This window comes from Shumkonia mesophila (assembly GCF_026163695.1).
Classification (GTDB): Bacteria; Pseudomonadota; Alphaproteobacteria; order Rhodospirillales; family Shumkoniaceae; genus Shumkonia; species Shumkonia mesophila.
Genome location: NZ_JAOTID010000017.1, coordinates 16,894 through 35,796 on the forward strand (window position 1 = coordinate 16,894; position 18,903 = coordinate 35,796).

The 18,903-nt window shown below is 70.0% G+C and carries 15 protein-coding genes; 3 read left to right on the forward strand and 12 right to left on the reverse strand.

The window, feature by feature from the left end:
- Window positions 1–15 precede the first annotated feature (15 nt).
- Entirely contained in the window at window positions 16–726 is a 711-nt protein-coding gene (locus ODR01_RS21415; RefSeq protein ID WP_316979747.1) for a FadR/GntR family transcriptional regulator, read from the forward strand.
- Window positions 727–738: 12 nt separating this feature from the next.
- Here the strand turns inward: ODR01_RS21415 and clpB are convergent, their stop codons facing one another.
- Window positions 739–3,342, reverse strand: a complete 2,604-nt coding sequence (gene clpB, locus ODR01_RS21420) for an ATP-dependent chaperone ClpB (protein ID WP_316979748.1) — start codon at window positions 3,340–3,342, stop codon at window positions 739–741.
- Window positions 3,343–3,464: 122 nt separating this feature from the next.
- Complete coding sequence (locus ODR01_RS21425; protein ID WP_316979749.1) at window positions 3,465–3,896, reverse strand: YqaA family protein; 432 nt, start codon at window positions 3,894–3,896, stop codon at window positions 3,465–3,467.
- Window positions 3,897–4,499: 603 nt separating this feature from the next.
- Between ODR01_RS21425 and ODR01_RS21430 the strand changes: the two genes are divergently transcribed.
- Window positions 4,500–5,123 carry a DNA-3-methyladenine glycosylase family protein gene (locus tag ODR01_RS21430; protein ID WP_316979750.1) on the forward strand — a complete coding sequence of 208 codons (624 nt, stop codon included), beginning with the start codon at window positions 4,500–4,502 and terminating at the stop codon, window positions 5,121–5,123.
- Here the strand turns inward: ODR01_RS21430 and ODR01_RS21435 are convergent.
- Window positions 5,104–5,886 (reverse strand): DUF1194 domain-containing protein, encoded by a 783-nt coding sequence (locus tag ODR01_RS21435; RefSeq protein WP_316979751.1) that lies wholly within the window; start codon window positions 5,884–5,886, stop codon window positions 5,104–5,106. The two genes, ODR01_RS21430 and ODR01_RS21435, sit on opposite strands and share 20 nt — an antisense overlap.
- A gap of 103 nt (window positions 5,887–5,989) precedes the next feature.
- Between ODR01_RS21435 and ODR01_RS21440 the strand changes: the two genes are divergently transcribed.
- On the forward strand, window positions 5,990–6,763 hold the full coding sequence (locus tag ODR01_RS21440; RefSeq protein WP_316979752.1) for an MOSC domain-containing protein: 774 nt from the start codon (window positions 5,990–5,992) through the stop codon (window positions 6,761–6,763).
- 35 nt (window positions 6,764–6,798) lie between these two features.
- Here ODR01_RS21440 and ODR01_RS21445 read toward each other — a convergent pair whose 3' ends face one another.
- The 9 genes from ODR01_RS21445 to ODR01_RS21485 all read right to left on the reverse strand — a co-directional run bounded on the left by ODR01_RS21445 (window position 6,799) and on the right by ODR01_RS21485 (window position 18,903).
- The gene (locus tag ODR01_RS21445) at window positions 6,799–7,815 is read right to left on the reverse strand and encodes a DUF4167 domain-containing protein (RefSeq protein ID WP_316979753.1); all 1,017 of its coding nucleotides are present in this window, start codon (window positions 7,813–7,815) and stop codon (window positions 6,799–6,801) included.
- A 210-nt stretch (window positions 7,816–8,025) separates the two neighbouring features.
- Window positions 8,026–8,928, reverse strand: a complete 903-nt coding sequence (prmC, locus tag ODR01_RS21450) for a peptide chain release factor N(5)-glutamine methyltransferase (RefSeq protein WP_316979754.1) — start codon at window positions 8,926–8,928, stop codon at window positions 8,026–8,028.
- On the reverse strand, window positions 8,925–9,998 hold the full coding sequence (gene prfA / locus ODR01_RS21455) for a peptide chain release factor 1 (protein ID WP_316979755.1): 1,074 nt from the start codon (window positions 9,996–9,998) through the stop codon (window positions 8,925–8,927). Before prfA ends, prmC begins: the two co-directional genes overlap by 4 nt.
- A gap of 6 nt (window positions 9,999–10,004) precedes the next feature.
- Window positions 10,005–11,351 carry a glutamyl-tRNA reductase gene (hemA, locus tag ODR01_RS21460; protein WP_316979756.1) on the reverse strand — a complete coding sequence of 449 codons (1,347 nt, stop codon included), beginning with the start codon at window positions 11,349–11,351 and terminating at the stop codon, window positions 10,005–10,007.
- 7 nt (window positions 11,352–11,358) lie between these two features.
- Window positions 11,359–12,603, reverse strand: coding sequence for a histidine--tRNA ligase (gene hisS / locus ODR01_RS21465; RefSeq protein ID WP_316979757.1), 1,245 nt, complete (start codon window positions 12,601–12,603; stop codon window positions 11,359–11,361).
- A gap of 17 nt (window positions 12,604–12,620) precedes the next feature.
- A complete protein-coding gene (ispG, locus tag ODR01_RS21470; protein WP_316979758.1) occupies window positions 12,621–13,895 on the reverse strand; it encodes a flavodoxin-dependent (E)-4-hydroxy-3-methylbut-2-enyl-diphosphate synthase in 1,275 nt (424 codons plus the stop codon).
- Window positions 13,896–14,042: 147 nt separating this feature from the next.
- Window positions 14,043–15,404 carry a helix-turn-helix domain-containing protein gene (locus ODR01_RS21475; RefSeq protein ID WP_316979759.1) on the reverse strand — a complete coding sequence of 454 codons (1,362 nt, stop codon included), beginning with the start codon at window positions 15,402–15,404 and terminating at the stop codon, window positions 14,043–14,045.
- 195 nt (window positions 15,405–15,599) lie between these two features.
- Window positions 15,600–17,867 (reverse strand): phosphoenolpyruvate--protein phosphotransferase, encoded by a 2,268-nt coding sequence (gene ptsP / locus ODR01_RS21480; RefSeq protein WP_316979760.1) that lies wholly within the window; start codon window positions 17,865–17,867, stop codon window positions 15,600–15,602.
- Window position 17,868: 1 nt separating this feature from the next.
- Window positions 17,869–18,903, reverse strand: a complete 1,035-nt coding sequence (locus ODR01_RS21485; protein WP_316979761.1) for an NAD(P)H-dependent flavin oxidoreductase — start codon at window positions 18,901–18,903, stop codon at window positions 17,869–17,871.

Here is an 18,903-nt window from a genome sequence, read left to right on the forward strand (position 1 = left end):
GAGAGGAAGGGGCGCATGCAGAAATCGCTTCGCAGCAGTTCCCTGAGCGCGCCGGTCAACCGCGGCTCCGTCGTCGTGCTCGTCATGGAGCGCATCAAGCAGGCGCTCATCCGCGGGGAACTGAAAGCCGGCGACTTCCTGCCCTCGGAGGCCGAGTTAACCCGCAACCTGGGAGTCGGCAAGTCGAGCGTCCGCGAGGCGGTCAAAATGCTGCAGGCGATGGGCATCGTCGAGGTCCGGCGCGGCCAGGGGACGGTGATTCGCGACCAGCCCGGCGAGAACTCGCTCAACACCCTGGTCTACCAGCTGATCCTGGCGCGCGGCGTGACCCAGGACGTCCTCGACTTCCGCTCGATGTTCGAACCCGCCTACACCATCATGGCCATGCACCGCGCCACCGACGAGGACTATGGGGCCATCCAGGATGCCATCGACCGCCTGGAGGCGGCGTTGCAGGACCGCGTGCAGAGCGCCCGCCACGATGTCGCCTTTCACCGCGCCATCCTGCACGCGACGCGCAATCCGATGGTGATCCGCGTCGGCGAGACCCTGCTCGAAATGTTCGAGGCGGCCATCGAGACGTCCATGCGCACGCTGCCGAAGGTGGCGCTCAAGGACCACAAACAGATCTTCAAGGCCCTCCGCGCCAAGGACGCGACGGCGGTGCTGGCCGCCATCGCCGAAAGCTCGAAAAGCTGGGAACGCTGCCTGACCTACAACGAATAGCGGGACGGCCGATCACTCGGCCGCCGCCGCCTTGACCCCGTTGATGACCAGGCCACCGTCGCCGGCCGAGACGTGGACCGTCTCGCCCTCGGCCACCTTGCCTTCGAGGATGAGGCCGGCCAGCGCGTTTTGCAGATACTGCTGGATCACCCGCCTCAACGGCCTGGCCCCGTAGTTGGGGTCGTAGCCCTTGTCGGCCAGCCACGCCTTGGCGGCGCCGTCCAGGTCCAAAGCGATCTGGCGATCGGCCAGCAGCTTGCGCAGGCGGGCCAGCTGGATGTCGACGATGGCGTCCATGTGGTCGCGGCTGAGCCGATGGAAGAGGATGATCTCGTCCAGGCGGTTCAGGAACTCCGGCTTGAAGGCGGCCCGCACCATTTCCATCACCGGGCCGCGCACCGCCGCCGAATCCTGGCCGGCCGGCTGGTTGCCCAGCACCTCGCCGCCGAGGTTGGAGGTCAGCACGATCAGCGTATTGCGGAAATCCACCGTGCGCCCCTGGCCGTCGGTCAAACGACCGTCGTCCAGCACCTGCAACAGCACGTTGAAGACGTCGGGGTGGGCCTTTTCGACCTCGTCGAACAAGATCACCTGATAGGGCCGCCGCCGCACCGCCTCGGTCAGCGCGCCGCCCTCGTCGTAGCCGACGTAGCCGGGAGGCGCCCCGATCAGCCGGGCCACCGAGTGCTTCTCCATGTATTCCGACATGTCGATGCGCACCATCGCCTGTTCGTCGTCGAACAGGAACTCGGCCAGGGCCTTGCAAAGCTCGGTCTTGCCCACCCCGGTCGGGCCCAGGAACAGGAACGAGCCGATGGGGCGCGCCTGGTCCTGCAACCCGGCGCGGGCCCGGCGCACGGCGTTCGACACCGCGGCCAGCGCCTCGCCCTGGCCGACCACCCGGCGGCCGAGGTTCTTCTCCATGGCCAGCAGCTTGTCGCGCTCGCCGGCCAGCATCTTGTCGACCGGGATGCCGGTCCAGCGGCTGACGATGGAGGCGATGTGCTCGGGCGTCACCGCCTCCTCCAGCATCCCGGAATCCCCGCTCTTGTCGGCGCCGTCGGCGGCGGCCAACTGCTTCTCGAGGCCGGGGATGACCTGGTATTGCAGGCGCCCCGCTTCCTCGTAGCGGCCCTCGCGCATGGCCTTCTCCACCGCGATGCGGGCCTGGTCCAGCTCCTCCTTGATCTTGGTGGCGCCGGCCAGCGCCGCCTTCTCGCCCTGCCACTGGGCGGTCAGGGCGGCGGAATCCTCCTCCAGCTTGGCCAGCTCCTTCTCCAGCTTCTTCAGGCGCTCCTTCGAGGCGTCGTCGGTTTCCTTCTTCAGCGCCTCGCGCTCGATCTTGAGCTGGATGATGCGCCGGTCCAGCTCGTCGATGGCCTCGGGCTTGGAATCGATCTCCATGCGCAGCCGGCTGGCCGCCTCGTCCATCAGGTCGATGGCCTTGTCGGGCAGGAAGCGGTCGGAAATGTAGCGGTTGGAAAGGGTGGCCGCCGATACGATGGCGGCGTCCTGGATGCGGATGCCGTGGTGCAACTCGTACTTCTCGCGCAGGCCGCGCAGGATCGAAATCGTGTCCTCGACCGTCGGTTCGGGCACGAAGACCGGCTGGAAGCGCCGGGCCAGGGCGGCGTCCTTCTCGACGTGCTTGCGGTATTCGTTCAGCGTGGTGGCGCCGACGCAATGCAAATCGCCGCGCGCCAGGGCCGGCTTCAGCAGGTTGGAGGCGTCCATGCTGCCCTCGGCCGAACCGGCGCCGACGATGGTGTGCATCTCGTCGATGAAGAGAATCACCTGCCCCGCCGCGGCATTGATCTCCTGCAGCACGGCTTTTAAGCGCTCCTCGAACTCGCCGCGATACTTGGCGCCGGCCACCAGGGCGCCGAGATCGAGCGCCATCAGGCGCTTGTCCTTGAGCGGCTCCGGCACGTCGCCCTGCACGATCCTCTGGGCCAGGCCCTCGACGATGGCGGTTTTGCCGACCCCCGGCTCGCCGATCAGCACCGGGTTGTTCTTGGTGCGCCGCGACAGAACCTGGATGGTGCGCCGGATCTCCTCGTCGCGCCCGACCACCGGGTCGAGCTTGCCTTCGGCGGCCGCCGCCGTCAGGTCGCGGGCGTATTTCTTGAGCGCGTCGTAACCCTCCTCGGCCGAGGCCGAGGTGGCGGTGCGCCCCTTGCGCAGGTCCTCGATGGCGGTGTTGAGCTTTTGCGGTGTGACGCCGGCGTCGGCCAGCGCCTTGGCGGCCGGGGAGCCGGCGGCCAGGGCCAGCGCCAGCAGCAGGCGCTCGACGGTGACGAAGCTGTCTCCCGCCTTGGTGGCGATCTGCTCGGCCGCATCGAACAGGCGCGCGGTGTCCTGGGCCATGTACATCTGGCCGGCCCCGGCGCCCTCGACCTTGGGCAGCTTGGCCAGTTCGGCGTCGGTCGCCGCCAGCGCCCGGCGGGCGTCGCCGCCGGCCCTGCCGATCAGCCCGGCGCACATGCCCTCCTTGTCGTCCAGCAGGACCTTGAGTACGTGCAGCGGGGTGAGTTGCTGGTGGTTCATGCGCATCGCCGTCGTCTGGGCCGACTGCACGAAGCCGCGCACGCGTTCGGTCATTTTCTCGAAGTTCATGCTTCAGACCTTTCTCCGACAGGGCTCCGGGGCCCCCGTCGTGGGCGGCCCGCCCGGCCCCTCGATCCGTCCGTTTTCCACTGCTGAAATATGGCACAGCCCCGCCGCCGCGCAAGGCGGCTTCAGCCCAGGCCGTCGATGAGACCGAGCAGAACGGCGTAGCGCCCGGCCTTGCCGATGGCGACCAACGGCAGCATGACCAGGAAGGGCGTGCGCAGGACGCCGGCCAGGAAGGTCAGCGGATCGCCGATGACCGGCACCCAGGCGAACAGCAGCGAAAGGACGCCCCAGCGGTTGAACAGGCGCGTGGCCCGCGCCAGCGCCGGTTCCTTGACGGGAAACCACCGGCGCTCCCGCCAGGCCAGACAATACCGCCCGAGTCCCCAGTTGACCGCCGAGCCCAGCACGTTGCCGGCGGTGGCGACGGCGAACAACCCGCCGGTGGAGAAATGCCCCGAGACCGCCAGGCCGGCCAGCACCGCCTCCGAGGAGAACGGCAACACCGTCGCCGCCAGGAAGGCCGACAGGAACAGCCCGACATACCCTTCCGCCATGATCCCCCTTTCCACGCCCGCCCCCATATGACGCGACGGCGGGACCGGCCGCAAGTTTGTTGCGTCCGCGGGGGTGTTGGCGGGCTTATCCCACGATGTGGAACGCCATTTTATCCCACCATGTGGGATGGGCTGAGATCGGCCTATACCGCGCGGTACAGTGAGTTCTGCGCTTTCCAGACGGCAGCCCCGCGATCTCCGCATAACTCGTATGGGTAATTTTATGTCATAAACTCGCCAGCCCCAAACGAATGAACCGAGGGACCGGTTATGAACTACATCGTCGAGATGGTTGCCTTCTTCGAGATCTCCACCCTTTCCTGCATGGTCGGCCTGATCTTCATCTGACGCCTCCGGAGGCAGCCTGCTGCGGAAAGCGGCCGCTACGACCGCTTTCCATCAGATCAGAGCCAATGGGCGCCCCGCCTCCCCGCCCGCCCTCCTAGTCCCATCCCGATCCTTGCCTCATCCCCTCCCGATCCTCGCGGCGCCATCGGCGGCCGCGATCTTTTGTTGCGCAACGCCCATCGGTGCCCCGGCTTGCAATCGCCCCGCCCCATCGCCTAATCCGGAACGACACGGCGCACATCGCGGGAGGCCGGGATGACGGTTGCACTTTTCGACGCCGGGGAAACCCATCGCCGCTTCGTCGGCGTGGCGGAAGCGATTTCGCCGGCGCTGGCGGTCGACCTCGCGGCCATCGGCCCGGTGGCGTGGCCGGAGCGACGCGACGACGGGCTCGGCCTGTTCCTGTCCCGCGCCGTGGTCGGCCAGCAGCTTTCGACCCGGGTGGCCAGCGTCATCTGGAACCGCATCGAGGCCCTGCCCCGCGACGCCGGCGGGGATGTTCTGGGAATCTTCCGGGCGGACAACGCCCAGGCCCTGAGGGCGTGCGGCGTCTCCGGCAACAAGGTGAAGGCCTTGACCGCCATCCGCGACGCCGCGATGGCGGGCCGGCTGGCCGAGGAGGCGCTGCGCGCCGTGACCGCCGACGAGCGGGGCCGCCGGTTGCAGACCATCTGGGGGATCGGCCAGTGGACCTGCGACATGGCCTCGATCTTTTACTTCCGCGACGTCGATGTCTGGCCGGAAGGCGACGCCGCGGTGATCCGGACCTTCGCGCGCTACATCGGCCGCCGCCAGCCGGCCAAAACGGCGGCGCGCTTCGCGCCCCAGCGCTCGGTCCTGGCGCTCTATATGTGGGCGATCATCGACGGCGTGCCGTGAGGCGTGCCGTCTCGGTCCCAGGCGTTCCGGGCGGCGCGCCGGTCGGGCCGGCGTCGGCGATCTCCTGGATCATCTTCCTGCGGATGGCCTCGGCGAAGTTGGCCTCGCCCTCCGCCGTCATCAGAAAGGCGCCGAAGCCGCCGATGACCTCGTTGGCATAGTGCTCGCCCAGGGCCTCGCCGCGCGGACCGGGCACGCCCCCTCCCGCCCGGCGGATCAGCAGCGCGTTGATGGTGATGCCGGCATTCAGCGCGGCGGCCCGCATCAGGGGCAGCGGGCGGCCGTTGATCTGCGGCCCGTCGCCCGAGACGTCGATCACCTTGCGGGCGCCCTGATGGGCGTTGGTCTCGATCAGGCGGGTGGAATGGGCGATGGCCTCGGAGATGGAGTTGTAGCCCCTGGCCACGCGCGGCGCCGCCATCAGGCGGGCCGCGAAATCGGCGGCCTCGGCGGGCCCGCGGATGACCATCCAGTCGACGATGGTATGCACGCTGTCGGGCGCCGCCCATTCGACGAAGGCCAGCGCGATGGCGCCATGGCGGCCGCCGGTGATGGCCGCCAGCACCGCCCGGCTGGCGATGGCCTCGGCATAGCCGCGGCGTTGCAGCATGAACTCGTCCTCGTCGATGGACCCCGAGCCGTCGGCGGCCAGCACCAGTTCGAGGTCGACTGGCTCGGCGGCGGCCGGGCGCGCGAAAAAAGCGAGAAGGGAGAGGGCAGCCGCCAGGACGGCGGGCGGGGCGAGGCGGGTCCAGCGGGTCATCGGCGGCTCCGTCGCGGGGGACATTCCTTCGTCATATGGGAACGGCCGGGCCGCTTCGCCCTATCCCGTTGACAGCGCCGCCGGCCCATCGGAAGGTGGCGCCATGACCGAGGACACACCCCTTCCCCGCATCGCCCGCCTGTGCCGCTACCCCGTCAAGGGATTAAGCGCCGAGCCGTTGCAAACCGTGACCCTGGCCGCCGGCGAAGGGCTGCCCGAGGACCGGCGTTTCGCCCTGGCCCACGCCGGCACCCGCTTCGACGCGGCCAACCCCGAGTGGCTGCCCAAGCGCCAGTTCCTCATGCTGATGAAAAACGAACGCCTCGCCCTTCTGCAAAGCCGCTACGACGCCGCCACGACGACGCTGGAAATCTGGCGCGGCGGCAAGCGGGTGGCGCGGGGCGCGCTGTCCACCCCGGTCGGGCGCGCCGTCATCGAGGATTTCTTCGCCGCCTTCATGCAGGCCGAGGCGCTGGGCAAGCCGAAACTGGTCGAGGCGCCCGGCCACATGTTCTCGGACGCCCGCGAAAAGGTGGTGTCGGTGATCAATCTGGCCAGCGTGGCCGACCTCGAACGGGTGGTCGGCCGGCCGGTCGATCCCATCCGCTTTCGCGGCAACGTCTACGTCGAGGGGCTGCCGGCGTGGGCGGAATTCGACTGGCTGGGCCGCGAGATCGCCGTCGGCAGCGCCAAACTCCGCGTCGCCAGGCGCATCCCGCGTTGTCCGGCGACCGACGTCGATCCGACGAGCGGGGCGCGCGATATGACCATCCCGCGTACCCTGATGGCCGCCTTCGGCCATGCCGATCTCGGCGTTTACGCCGAAGTGACCGCAGGCGGCGCCGTCGCCATCGGCAACGGCATCCGCCTGCTGTAGAGGAAGTCTTACGAAGGGAAGGGCCGGGCGGGCGTTCAGTCCGCGCCGGCCGGTTCCTTCTTCGGGGCGGCGCGGCGGACCCGCCGGCGAAGCGGCTTGGGCCCGAACAGGCCGCCTTCGCGGCTTTCGGCGCTGGGCGTGTCGGTGGCGGCGGAGGTTTCGGGCTCCGAAGCGGCCGCCGGTTCGGCCGGCGCCTCGGGCGATCCGCTCTGCGAGCGCTGGGCCAGGGTACGCCGGCCGCCGAGGCCAAGCGTACGCTCGCCGCGGCGATGTCCGGTCCCGGTGCCGTTTGCCGTCGCCGGCTCGTCCTGCGGGGCCGGCTCGGCAGCCTCCACGGACTCGTCGGCATCGGCGCGGGCCAGGGCCTCGGCCAGTTCGGCCGCCTGGCGGGCGGGCGCGGCGTCCGCCGTCACCTCGGCAAAACGGGGCCGCTGCACCGGCTCGGCCGGACGCATCGGCCGGAATTCGTCGGCCGGGCGCTGCACCGGCTCGCGCTGCACCGGCTCGGCCGGACGCATCGGACGAAACTCGTCGGCCGGGCGCTGTACCGGCTCGCGCTGCACCGGCTCGGCCGGGCGCATCGGCCGAAACTCGTCGGCCGGGCGGTGCGGCTGGGAGCGATAGGGTTCGCCCTGGCGATCGTCGCGTTCCGAAGCGGAATTTCCGTCCTCGTCCTCGCCCTCGTCCTCGCCCATATCGGACGCACCCGAGGATTCGCCGTCATCGCCGAACTGGCCGGCGGCCGATTCGGGCGGCGGCGGAATGCGGTTGTTCGGGTCGCCGCGCGACTGGCCATTGCCGTTGGCGGCATTGACGAGGCGATAGTAGTGGTCGGCGAACTGGAAATATCCCTCGGCGGCGATGCGATCGCCCGCCGACACCGCGTCGCGGGCCAGGGACAGGTACTTCTCGTAGACCTGTTGCGCCGTTCCGCGAATCTTGACTTCCGGACCCGAACTTTCGAAGGTCTGGTTCTTGCCGCCGCCGCCTTGGGAAAATCGCTTTCCGTTGCCACGAGGGCGTCCCCGTCTGGGGCCTGTCGTGTGTTTCATGGCACCTGTGTTTTATCGGTTTACGAACCGGTGTTCCAAATCACGCGCGGACCGCACACTCTCGCCGGCTGTCGGCCGACCGAACGTCGACGGCAGCGTGATGGAATTAGGTTTTTTGCTGGCGCCCCTGGGGCGCGAGCCTTGGCGGCTCACGGAGCCGCCCGCGGGGCTCAACCTAGACAGGTTTGCAGCGTATTCCAACCTTTTTTTTCAATATTTTTCAGGACGCTGCCGGATAACGACCAGGCAACGCGGGGTTCCGCCGAGGTCGGCCATGAACGTCACCACCCGCAAGCCGGTCTCCGCCAGGATGGCCGTCACTTCCACCGCCTGCCCCTGGCCGATCTCCAGGAAGGCGGCGCCGTCGTCGGCGAGCAGGCGACGCACGTGCGGCGCCAGGGCCCGGTAGGCAGCCAGCCCGTCGGCGCCGCCGGCCAGGGCCAGCCTCGGCTCGTAGCGGGCGACTTCGGGATCGAGTCTGTCCAGGTCTCCGTCCGCGATGTAGGGCGGGTTGGCGACGATCACCTGGAAACGCTCGGCAAGGTCGCATCCCCAATCGCCGGCGAGGAAACGGGCGCGGCCGGCCAGACCCAGGGCGCGCGCGTTGTCGCGGGCGACGGCAAGCGCGGCCGGGCTGATGTCGACCCCGGTCCCGGCCGCCGCCGGCCATTCACTGAGCAGGGCCAGCAGCAGGCAACCGGTGCCGGTGCCGAAATCCAGCACGTGCAGCCCGGCGCCGCCGGGATAGTCGCGCGCCGCCGCCCAGGCCAGCGCCGCCTCGATCAGGGTCTCGCTGTCGGGGCGCGGCGTCAGGGTGGCGGCGGTGACGCGGAAGGGCAGGCTCCAGAACTCGCGCTCGCCCAGGATGTGCGACATCGGTTCGCGGCGTTCGCGGCGCCCCAGCAGCTCGGCGACGCGCTGGGCCGCCAGGGCGTCGACGGCGTCGTCGCGGCGCGCCAGCAGGGCGGCGGCGTCCAGGCCCAGCGCCATGCCGACGATGAGCCGGGCGTCGAGACGGGCCGATTCCACGCGCGCTTCGGCCAAGCGGCCTGCCGCACCGGCGAGGAGAGCCCCGACGGTGACCACGCCCGGCCGGGTGGGAGCCCTGCTCAATCGACCTCCGACAGGCGGGCCGCCTGATCCTCGGCGGTCAACGCGTCGATGATCTCGTCCAGTTCGCCGTCCATCACCCGATCCAGCTTGTGCAGCGTCAGGTTGATGCGATGGTCGGTGACGCGGCCCTGCGGAAAGTTGTAGGTGCGGATGCGTTCGGAGCGGTCGCCGGAACCGACCTGGTTGCGCCGGTTGGCCGAGCGCATGGCGTCGACCTTCTGGCGCTCGTGCTCGTAAAGCCGGGCGCGCAGCACGCGCAGCGCCTTGGCCTTGTTCTTGTGCTGCGATTTCTCGTCCTGCTGCTGGACGACGATGCCGGTCGGCAGGTGGGTGACGCGCACCGCGCTGTCGGTGGTGTTGACCGACTGGCCGCCCGGCCCGCTGGACCGGAAGACGTCGATGCGCAGGTCCTTCTCCTCGATGTGGATGTCGACCTCCTCGGCCTCGGGCAGCACGGCCACCGTGGCCGCCGAGGTGTGGATGCGTCCGCCGGATTCGGTTTCCGGCACCCGCTGCACCCGGTGCACGCCCGATTCGTACTTGAGGCGGGCGAAAACGTCGCGCCCGGCCACCGCGACGATGGCCTCCTTGTAGCCGCCGATGCCGGTCTCGTTGAGGTGCATCAGTTCGAACTTCCAGCCGCGCTGCTCGGCGTAGCGCTGGTACATGCGGAACAGGTTGGCGGCGAACAGCGCCGCCTCCTCGCCGCCGGTGCCGGCCCGAAGTTCGAGGATGGCGTTCTTGGCGTCGGCCTCGTCCCTGGGCAACAGCAGCAGCTTGACCCGATGTTCGAGTTCGGGCAGGCGTTCCTTCAGGGTCTGGCGTTCGGCCTCGGCCAGGGCCCGCATCTCGGCGTCCGCCGCGGCGTCCTCGCTGAGCGCGTCGAGGTCGGCCAGTTCGGCCTCGGCGCGGCGCAGTTCGCGCACGCCCTCGACCACCGGCCGCAGTTCGGCGTATTCGCGGGACAGGCGCGCGAACTCGGCCGCCCCCGCCGCGCCGGAGGTGGCCAGCAGGTGGCCCAGTTCCTCGTGCCGGGCGACCACGCGATCGAGCTTTTCTTCGAGACTCACGGCTTCCTACCTTTCCTTGACGTCGTCGGCATCGTCCGCCGCCGCCGACCGTTCCCCGTCCGCGTCGTCCCCGGCGTCGAGCGTGAACAGATGATCCAGCGTGCGCGCGGCCTCGGCAAGATCAAACGGCGCCGCCCCGCCTTCGCCTCCCGGACGCCTGGCAGCCAGCGCGCGCAGGGACCGCGAGGGCCCGTGCAGCAGGCGGTTGACCAGCAGCCGGGTGGCCCGCTCGGCGTCGCCACCGGCGTCTTCCAGCGCCCCGGCGCGCACCGCCTCGAAATGGGCGCGCAGGCGGGTCAGGGCCGGCGCCGCCTTGCGCTCGGCGCGGCCGTGCAGGAAGGCCGCCACCTCGGCGTCGACGATCCGCCAGGCGGCGCGGGCCTCGGCCTCGCGATTGCTGCGGCCCTCCATGGCCACCCGTTCGAGGTCGTTGAGGTCATAGAGGAACGCCGCGTCGATGCGATTGACCGCCGGCTCGACGTCGCCCGGGATGCCGGCGTCGACGATGAATACCGGCCGGCGGCGGCGCTGGCGCAGGGCGGCCGTCACCAGGTCGGCGGTGAGCACGTGCTGGCGCCGGCCCAGCCCCGCCAGCACCACGTCGGCCGCCGCCAGGCGCGACACCAGGTTGTCGTAGGGCGCGAAATGGCAGTTCAGCGCGCGCGCCGAGGCCTGGGCGCGCGTCTCGGTGGGGTGGATCACCGTCAGGTCGCCAAGGCCGCCGGCCAAAAGTTCGCCGGCCACCAGTTCGCCCATCTCGCCGGCGCCGATCAAAAGGCCGGCGCAGCGCTGGAGGTCGCCGTGCAGGTCGCGGGCCAGTTGCACGGCGGCGGCGGCGATGGAGACCGGCCGCTCGCCGATGGCGGTCTCGCTGCGCACCCGCTTGGCGGCGCCATAGGCCGCCTGCAGCAGGGCCTCCAGCCCCGAGCCGGTCATCGCCGCCTCCCGGGCGATGCGGTGGCCGGCCTTGACCTGGCCCAGCACCTGGGGCTCGCCGATCACCTGGCTGTCGAGCGAGGCGGTGACGGTGAAGACGTGGCGCACCGCGTCGGCGTCCCAATGGACGTAAAGCTGGCCGGCCAGTTCGGCGGCGTCCATGCCGGCCCGTTCGGCCATCAATGCCGTCACCGCGCGGCGGGCCGCCTCGCGATCGGCATGGAAAGCCACCACCTCGACCCGGTCGCAGGTGGACAGCACCATGGCGTCGCCGAGGCCGGCGACGCGCAGGCGGGCCAGGAAGGCCGGAAGTTCGGCATCCTCGACGAAAAGACGGTCGCGCAGGGACAGCGAACTCGACCGGTGATTGGCGCCGACGACAATCGGCCGCGCCGTCGTGGGTGTTCCCTCGGCCATGGCCGCCCTATCGGAAGCGGCCGAGGTGTTCCTCCAGAACCGTCAAGGGCACCTCGGCCTGTTCGCCGGAATCCATGTCGCGGACGGCCGCCGCGCCGCGCGCCATCTCGTCGCCGCCCAGGATGACGGCGGCCCGGGCGTTCAACGCGTTGGCCCGCTTCATCCGCTTGCCCAGATTGCCGGAAAATCCGAGATCGACGGCAAAGCCGGCTCGGCGCAGCCCCTGGGTCACGGCGAAGGCCCGCTCCTCGGCCTCCTCGCCGATCGGGATCACCACCAGCGGGCGCGCCGCCTTCGGCGCCCCCTCGACCAGCATGGCCAGCCGCTCGACCCCCGCCGCCCAGCCGATCCCCGGCGTCTGCGGCCCGCCCATCTGGCGGATCAGGCCGTCGTAGCGGCCGCCGGCCAGCACGGTACCCTGGGCGCCCAGGGCATCGGTGGTGAACTCGAACGCGGTGTGGCAGTAATAGTCGAGCCCGCGCACCAGGCGCGGGTTGATCCTGTAGGGTACCCCCGCCGTTTCGAGACCTTTGAGCAAGGCGTCGAAGAAGCGCCGCGACTCGTCGTTCAGGCTGTCCGACATCAGGGGCGCCCCGGCGACGATTTCGCGGTCGGTCTCGTCCTTGGAATCGAGGATGCGCAGGGGGTTGCGCTCCAGCCTGTCACGGCTGTCGGCCGACAGCCGGTCCTTGTGATCCTTGAGATAGTCGACCAGGCGCGCGCGGTAAGCGTCGCGGCTTTCGCCGTCGCCCAGGCTGTTCAGCTCGCACACCACCTTGCCGGCCAAACCCAGCGCATCGAGGATATGGGCGCCCAGCGCGATGACCTCGACGTCGGCCAGCGGCCTGACCACCCCCAGCAGTTCGACGCCGATCTGGTGGAACTGGCGCAGGCGGCCCTTCTGCGGGCGCTCGTAGCGGAACATCGGGCCACGGTAGAAGAACTTCAGCGGCAGGTTCTGGGCCAGCCCCTCCGAGATGAAGGCGCGCGCCACCCCCGCCGTGCCCTCGGGCCGAAGGGTGATGCGATCGCCGCCCTTGTCCTCGAAGGTGTACATCTCCTTGGTCACGATGTCCGAGGTATCGCCCAGCGTGCGGGCGAAGACCTCGGTGAATTCGAAGATCGGCGTCGATATCTCGGCGTAGCCATAGCGCGAGGCGACGGCGCGGGCCGTTTCCTCGACATGGCGATGACGCAGGATGTCGTCGGCGAGGATGTCGCGGGTGCCGCGAACCGGCTTGAGCGAGGACATGGGCTTTCTGGGTCCGTTTACCGGGAGGCCGCCGTATCGGCACGGCGATCCGTGTTCTGGCCGGGGTCCGCCGCGGCGGCCCCGTAGCGCGTTTCGATATAGGTCTCGACGATCTTCTGGAATTCGTCGGCGATGCCGGCACCGCGCAGCGTCACCGTTTTGCGCCCGTCGATGAAAACCGGGGCCGCCGGCTCCTCGCCGGTGCCGGGCAGGCTGATGCCGATGTCGGCGTGCTTGCTTTCGCCCGGCCCGTTGACGATGCAACCCATGACCGCCAGGTTCATGCTCTCGACGCCCGGATAGCGTTGCCGCCACTCGGGCATGCGCTTGCGCACGAAGGTCTGGATGCGGTCGGCCAGTTCCTGGAACACCGTGCTGGTGGTCCGCCCGCAACCCGGGCACGACGTCACCTGCGGCACGAACGAGCGGAAGCCCATGGTCTGCAGGATCTCCTGGGCGACCACCACTTCCTGGGTGCGGGCGCCGCCCGGCTCCGGCGTCAGCGATACCCGGATGGTGTCGCCGATGCCCTCCTGCAACAGCACGGAAAGCGCCGCCGTCGAGGCGACGATGCCCTTCGAGCCCATGCCCGCCTCGGTCAGGCCCAGATGCAGGGCGTAATCGCCGCGCGCCGCCAGGTTGCGATAGACGGCGACCAGGCTTTGCACGTTGCTGACCTTGCACGACAGCACGATGCGATCCCGCCCCAGGCCCAGTTCCTCGGCGCGCGCCGCGTTGTCGAGGGCCGACACCACCAGGGCTTCCCGCATCACCGCCTCGGCCGGCTTGGGTTGCGCCGACTTGGCGTTCTCGTCCATCAGGCGGGCCAACAGTTCCTGATCCAGGCTGCCCCAGTTGACGCCGATGCGCACCGGCTTTCCATAGCGCATCGCCAGTTCGATCATCGTCGAAAACTGCCGGTCGCGCTTTTCGCGAAAGCCGACGTTGCCGGGGTTGATGCGGTACTTGGCCAGGGCCTCGGCGCAGGCCGGATGATCGGTGAGCAGCTTGTGACCGACGTAATGGAAGTCGCCGATCAGCGGCACGGCGACGCCTTGGGCGTCGAGGATGTCGCGGATGCGCGGTACTGCGGCGGCCGCCTCGGGCCGGTCCACCGTGACGCGCACCAGTTCCGAGCCGGCGCGGGCCAGCGCCGCCACCTGGGCCGCCGTTCCCTCGGCGTCCGCGGTGTCGGTGTTGGTCATCGACTGCACGACGATCGGCGCGTTGCCGCCGATGGTCACGCCGCCGACGGTGACCGAAACGCTGTTCCGTCGCTGGTAGCCGTTCATGCGCAGGGCCCGTTCATCAAAATGGCCGGCCTCCCTCGGGAGGCCGCCGCCGTTTAATGCCGCATCCGCGCCCCGGCGGTCAACGGTGGAGTCGCCCTCCCCTTCCGCCGAGGTCCCCCGGAGATATGGAAACCCGCCCGAAGCGGATCAATCGACGACGGCCGTTCCCGCCTTCAGCCGGTCGGCTTCCAGCGTCACGTCGCGGCGCACCGTGCCGACGTCGCCGATGGCGGGCACCGGCTGGCCGTCGACCAGGATTTCCAGCCCGCCGGCGTTTCCGGTCAGCAGGCTGAGGCTCGGCTGGTTGGGCACCGGATAGGTTTCGCCGGCCCTGAGAAGGCGGGTCACCAGAAGCCGCCGGGCGACGCCGTCGCGAACCTGAATCCAACTGTCCAGCTTGGCCCTGACCACGATCCGCGGCGGAATGGCGGCCGGCGCCGGCGCGTCGGCCGGGGTGGCGGGCTGTGCCGCGGCGGGGCCTTCGGCCGTCGCTGCCGGGGGCGCCGGCGGCTGGGCCGGCGCCGTCGCCGGGGCGGCGGGCGGAGCCGCGGGCGGGGCCGCAGGCGGCGAAACGGACGTTTCGGGCGCCGAGGCGGCCGGGGGCGTCGTCGCCGGCGGGGCCGGGGGCGTCGGGCGGACCGGCTGCACGGCCGGCGCGCTCGGCGCGTTTGCCGGCGGCTCGACCCGCGCCACCGGCGGCGGCGACGGTTCGGCCGGAGCGGCCGTCGGCGCGGCGGGAGACGCCGGAGCCGGGGCTGCGGCCGGCGTCGGCGAGGGCGGAGGAGCCGTCACCGGCTTGCTGGCCACCTGCGGCTGCGGCTGCGGCGACGGGGCCGGCGCGGCCTTGGCCGGCGGCTCGGAGGGAGCGACGGCCGGCGCCGGAGTTTCGGCCGGCGGGGCGGCGGTCTGGCCAGCCGGCGGGACCGGCTCCGACCCCGGCGCCGGAGCGGCGGGCGCCGGCGCTTCCGGGGCCGATGTCGCGGCGCCGCTCGCCGTGTCCGGCGGAACGGCGGCGGGAGCGGGAGCGGTGGCCGGGGCGTCGCCGTCGCCGCGGATCATCGCGGTCAGGCGGTCGGGCAGCGGCGAGACGAGATCGTCGAAAAGGGAGTGCTTGGAGGTTCCCAGATACCAGGCGCCATACGCCACGGCCGCCATCAGGATGCCGACGAAGATGATGGCGCCGCCCGGCGTGCTGCGCTCGGCGATGGGCGAGGGAAAGACCAGATCGCTGCGGCGTTCCAGGTTCTCGGCCTCGGCCTTGAACCGGCGCACCACCTCTTCGCTGTCGAGGCCCAGATGCTCGGCATAGGTGCGCACGAAGCCGATGGCGTAGGCCGAGCCGGGAAGGTCCTGATAGCGCCCGTCCTCGATGGCCTCCAGGAACGGATGGCGGATGCGCAGCAGGGCCGAGATATCCTGCAACTCCTCGCCGCGCCGTAATCGCGAAGCCCGAAGCAGCGCCCCGACGCCGGGCTCGTATCCGTGATTCTGGCCGATCTCAGCGTTCATAATGTCCCTTGCCGAGCGTGCATTCTTGCAATCTCGGCCCCTTGGTACAATGTCGCCCCCCGCGAACCAACCCCCGTTCGCATCCCTGCAAAAACTCCCTGCGGGAAAGTATTGGGACGATCAGCGTTTCGCCTTGTTATCCGGGGCACATTCTGCCCCAATATTAAGAAAATTCAAGCAAGAAAGGGCATTAACTTAAATCATCACTCCATGATCTTGCGCGAACGTGCGCAACTTGTCCCTGACGCTGTGATCGGTGGCGTCGGAAATTCTCTCCATATAGGCGGTCAGGGGAGCGAGGGTCAGGCTGCGGACCATCGCCTTGACGCGGCCGACCGAGGAGGGCGCCATCGACAGCCGCCGGAAACCCAGCCCGATCAGCGCCATGGCGTCCAGCGGATTGCCCGCCATCTCGCCGCACAGGCTGACCGGCACGCCGGCAGCGTCGCACTGGGTGACGATTTCGCCAAGCACCCTCAGCACGGCCGGCGAGATGGGGTCGTAGCGGTCGGCGAGGCGCGAGTTGCCTCGGTCGCTGGCGAACAGGAATTGCACCAGATCGTTGCTGCCGACCGACAGGAAATCCACCCTTTTCAGCATGCCGGGAAGCTGGAAGACCAGGGCCGGAACCTCCAGCATGGCGCCGACCTGGACGCTTTTGGGCATCGGCTTGCCCTGCTTGCGCATGCGGTCGAGTTCCATGTCCAGCATGCGGCGCGCGGCGTCGTATTCGGCGATCTCGGCGATCATCGGAAACATCATCCGAAGATCGCGCCCGGCGGTGGCCAGGATCATCGCCCGCAACTGATGGCGCAGGATGGACGGCCGATCGAGGCAGATGCGGATGGCCCGCCAGCCCATGGCCGGGTTGTCGCCGGCCGAGCTGTCCCAGTAGGGCAGCACCTTGTCGCCGCCGACGTCGATGGTCCGGAAGATCACCGGCTTGCCGTCCGCCTGTTCCAGGATCTCGCCGTACAGGGCGGCCTGGGTGTCGACGTCGGGGAAGTCGTGGCGGACCATGAAGGGAATTTCGGTCCGATAGAGGCCGACGCCGTCGGCGCCGGTTTCGGCGATCTGCGGCATGTCGATGCGCAGGCCGGCGTTGATGTGCACTTCGATCCTGACGCCGTCGCGGGTCTGGGCCGGCAGGTCGCGCACCGCCGCATAGCTGGCCTTGCGGCGGTCGCGCTCGACGATGCTGTCGCGATAGGACTGGCGCACGCTTTCGCTGGGGCGGACCAGCACGCTGCCGTGGTCGCCGTCGACGATCAGCGGATCGCCCTCCTCGACGCGCGCCAGCACGCCCTTGGCCTGGCCGACCATCGGGATGTCGAGCGCGCGCGCGATGATCGCCACGTGGGCCATCGGCGAGCCTTCCTCGAGCACCACGGCGCGCAGCCGCGAGCGGTCGAATTCCAGCAGCTCGGCCGGCCCCAGGTTGCGGGCGATCAGGACCACGTCCTCGGGCAGCGGCACCGGCGGATTCAGGTCGTCATCGCCGACCAGATGCTTGATCAGCCGCTGCGCCAGGTCGTCGAGGTCGTGGACGCGTTCGCGCAGATAGCGGTCCGACACCTGGCTCAAGCGCGCCCGGATGTCGTTCTGCACCTTCATGACGGCGGCCTCGGCGGTCAGCCCGCCGTCGATCGCCTCGCCGATGCGCCCCAGCCAGCCGGCATCCTCGGCGATCATGCGATAGCTTTCGAGGATGCCGCGATGCTCGCCGCCGTTGGAAAGCGTCTCGTCCTTGAGCAGGGCGTCCAGCGCGCCGTGCATCTCGGCGACGGCCTGGCGCAGCCGGGCGTGCTCTTCCTCGATATCCTCGGCGACCAGGCGGCTGACCTGCACGTGCGGACGGGCCAGCACGGCCAGCCCCATGCCCATGCCCCGGTGGAAGCGGGCCGCCGCGATCTGCAGCGGCGCCACCGCGATGCCGTCGGTGGGCACCAACTCCTCGCCGCCGACCAGTTCGCCGCCGGCGATCATTTCGGCCAGCACCATGGCGATGGTCTGGAGGATCTCGACTTCGGTGGCGACGTAGCGCCGCCGGGTGCGGTTCTGCACCACCAGCACGCCGAGCACGCGGCCGCCGCGCAGGACCGGCACGCCCATCAGCGAATGATAGATCTCTTCGCCGGTTTCCGGCCGGAACACGAACGCCGGGTGATGCTGGGCGTCGGACAGCGCCAGCGGCCGCGTGCGCGCCGCGATGACGCCGACCAGGCCCTCGCCGACCCGAAGGCGGGTCTGGTGCACGGCGGCCTGCTTCAGGCCCTCGGTGGCGAACAGTTCCAGCACGTCGCCGGCCCGGCGGATGTAGACCGAGCACACCTCGGCCCCCATGCCGCCGGCGATCAGCGACACCATGCGGTTCAGCCGGTCCTGGCCGCTTCCGGCGCCCGCCATAACATCGCGGGCCCGGGCCAGGAGCTGACGCGGGGTGATTTTCGACCGCGCGCTCATGCTATGCCGCCCCGGCTTTTTCCCGGGTTTCCAGGACCGCTTCCGCCTGGGCCATCAGTTCCGCCAGGATCTCGGCCACCGGCTGTTCCCGCGTCACCATGCCGACGCTCTGGCCGGCCATCAGCGAGCCGTTCTCGACGTCGCCGTCGATGATGGCGCGGCGCAACGCCCCGGCCCAGAAATGCTCGATGGCGAGTTGGGCTTCCTTTTGCTCCAATTCGCCGCGGTCGACCTTGCCGATCAGCTCGCGCTGGGTCTCCATGAACTTCTGGGTTCCGGCGTTCACCAGCGCGCGCACCGGAATGACCGGGAAGCGCGGGTCCAGTTGCATGGTCGGCAGCGCGTCGCGGGCCGCGGCGCGAATGAAGGCCTGCTTGAATTTGGGATGCGCGATCGATTCGGTGGCGCAGACGAAGCGCGTGCCCAGCTGGCAGCCGGCCGCCCCCATCTCGAGATAGGCGAGGATCGCCTCGCCGCGCCCGATGCCGCCGGCCACGAAGACCGGCACCTCGGTCACATGGGGCAGGATCTCCTGGGCCAGCACGCTGGTCACCACCGGGCCGATGTGGCCACCGGCCTCCGACCCCTCGATGACCAGGGCGTCGACGCCGTTGCGGATCAGCCGCTTGGCCAGCGACAGCGCCGGCGCGAAACAAACGACCTTGATGCCGGCTTCCTTGAGCCGGCGGATGGCGGTCCCCGGCGGCAGGCCGCCGGCCAGCACCACGTGGCCCACGCCCCGCTCGACGCACACCTCGATCAGGGCATCCAGCTCGGGATGCAGCGTGATCAGGTTGACGCCGAAGGGCTTCGCCGTCAGCGCCTGGGTGGCGGCGATTTCGGTTCTGAGCAGGTCGGGGTTCATCGCCCCGCAGGCGATGACGCCGAACGCCCCGGCGTTGGAAAGCGCGGCGACCAGGTGGCGTTCCGACACCCACGACATGGCGCCGCCCAGGATGGCGACGTCGCAACCCAGAAAGTCGCACCCCCGCCGCCAGAGCGTATTCAGTCTCGATCGGGGGGGGCGCAACATCAT